1 protein-coding gene and 1 pseudogene are annotated in these 2,286 nt (G+C 76.3%); both read left to right on the forward strand.

Annotation, left to right across the window (positions count from 1 at the left end):
• Positions 1 to 356: pseudogene (locus G567_RS35020) on the forward strand (hypothetical protein); the annotation flags it as partial.
• Positions 357 to 656: 300 nt separating this feature from the next.
• Positions 657 to 2,123: a serine/threonine-protein kinase gene (locus tag G567_RS35785; RefSeq protein ID WP_051233545.1), complete on the forward strand. Its 1,467-nt coding sequence runs from the start codon at positions 657 to 659 to the stop codon at positions 2,121 to 2,123.
• The last annotated feature ends 163 nt before the right edge of the window (positions 2,124 to 2,286 follow it).

Here is a 2,286-nt window from a genome sequence, read left to right on the forward strand (position 1 = left end):
CGAGGATGGCCGTCGATCCGGACGCGGCACACGGCACCGGGCAGGCCGCCCAGTACCTGCTGCGCGCCGCCGACCGGGACGCCGCCGACCGGGACCTGATCCAGCAGATCTTGGTCGAGGCCGCGCGGGTCGACGCGGTCGAGGACGCCGCCTCCGGGCCGGGGGTGCGCGGTGACGAGCTGCCGGCGCGCTGGCACGGGCGGGCCGGGCGCCGCGAGCGGATCCGCGCCGCGCGGGCCAGGGTCGAGGCCGCCGAGGCGGCCCGGCGGGCCGAGCAGGCCCAGCAGGCCGCCGAGCGGGCGCAGACCGACGCCGCCGTCGCCCATGCCCGCCGGCTCGCCCTGCGGACCGGGTGATCCCGCACGCGGGCTTTCGGCACAGCAACCGGATCGGGTGCGCGCGGCATTTCGGCGGAGTTCGACGCGCCGCACGGGCCCTCCAGCGACGACGTGAAGGCCGTCGTCGCCGCTGCCTTGCGGGCTCGGCGGTGGGAGTGCGTCGTCGGCGGCGGCGCAGGATGGGGTTGGACCGCCCTCGGCCCGCGAGACGTAGCGGGCGTTGCGGCGCCGCCCGGCCGTGTCCGGCCCCGGACCGGAGCCGGATCATGGAAGACTTCCCCTCGCCCCACCCGTTCAGCGACGCTCCAGGAGCGACCCGTGGCCGTGCAACCACTGCTCGCCGAGGATCCGCGGGAGATCGGCGGCTTCGTCCTCGACGGGCGGCTCGGTGCGGGCGGGATGGGGGTCGTCTACCGAGGCTGGTCGGCGTCCGGCCAGGTCGCGGCGGTCAAGCTGGTGCGCGCGGAGTTCGCCGACGACGCCGAGTTCCGCACCCGGTTCCGTCGGGAGATCCGCGCCGCGCGGGCCGTCGGCGGCACCTGCACCGCGAAGCTGCTGGCGGCCGACCCCGACGCCGAGCGGCCCTGGCTGGCCACCGAGTACGTCGAGGGCCCGACACTGGGCGAGGTGGTCGCCGCCTCGGGGCCGCTGGCGCCCGAGCCGTTGCGCGCGCTGGCCGCCGGGCTGGCCGAGGCGCTCGCGGCCGTCCACGCCGCGGGTGTGGTGCACCGCGACCTCAAACCGGGCAACGTGCTGCTCGGCGCCACAGGCCCCCGCGTGATCGACTTCGGCATCGCCGCGGTGGCCGCGGCGACCAGCGCGACCCGCACCGGCATGGTGGTCGGCAGCCCCGGATACATGTCCCCGGAGCAGATCACCGGCACCGGCCGCGTCGGGCCCGCCTCGGACGTCTTCTCCTGGGGCCTGACCGTGGCGTTCGCCGCGACGGGCCGCCCGCCCTACGGGGCGGCGGACCGGTTCGAGGTGCTGCTCTACCGGGTGGTCCACTCCGAGCCCGACGTGGCCGGGCTGCCGGCGGCCGTCGCCGGCCCCGTCCTCACCGCGCTGGCCAAGCAACCGGAGCGACGGCCGACCGCCGAGGGCCTGCTGCGGATGCTGCTGCCCGGCGCCGCCGACCCGTACGCGGCCGCGACGGTGATGCTGCGCGAGATGTGGCCGGGGGTGCCGCCGCTGCGCCGGACCGAGCCGCGGTCTCGGCGCACCCGGACCGTGCTGGCCGTCGCCGGGACCGCGCTGGTGCTCGCCGCGGCGGGCACCGGCGGCCACCTGCTGCGCGGCGACGACCCGGGTGAGGGGGCGGCGCTGCCTACGATCACCGACCCAACCCCCGCGCCGACCACGGTGGCGTCGACGGCTCCGGCTCCGGCCCCAACCACGGCCCCCGCGCCGACCCGCAGCACACCCGACGTGGCCGGCTTCGCCGGCCCGATCGACGCGGTCGGCGACCGCACCCGGTTCAGCGAGTTCGTCTACGCCCACGATGGTGAGCTCATCCACCTCGACATCACTCAGCAGGACGGGCACGCGAGCCTCGACCCCGACGGGTCCGGCTACTTCGCCGTCGAGGACGACTGCGCCGAGCCGCCCTGCGGCGGCGTCCAGTACGCCGTCCGCGACCCGGGCCCGCGGACCGACTCCGTGTTCAGCACCGACGAGGGCTACCTCGTGGTGCGCGGGCATTTCGCGGTCACCGCCCATCCGGGCATGCAGATGGGCTACCTCTCCGTCGGCCTGCGGGCCGTGCCGGCCTCCGAGGTGTCCTGACGCCGCGCGAGCCTTGTCGCGGCGGTCCGGGTGCGCCGGAATGCGACAGGCACCCAGTCGGTGCTCGCGTCCGAACTAGTGTCTTGCGCCTGAAATTCGTTGATGATGTCTAGTATGGGCGTCGTGGCACGCACGGGACGGCCGGTGGCCGCGGTGACCTTGA

Origin of the sequence: Pseudonocardia asaccharolytica DSM 44247 = NBRC 16224 (assembly GCF_000423625.1) — a bacterium.
GTDB classification, from domain to species: domain Bacteria; phylum Actinomycetota; class Actinomycetes; order Mycobacteriales; family Pseudonocardiaceae; genus Pseudonocardia; species Pseudonocardia asaccharolytica.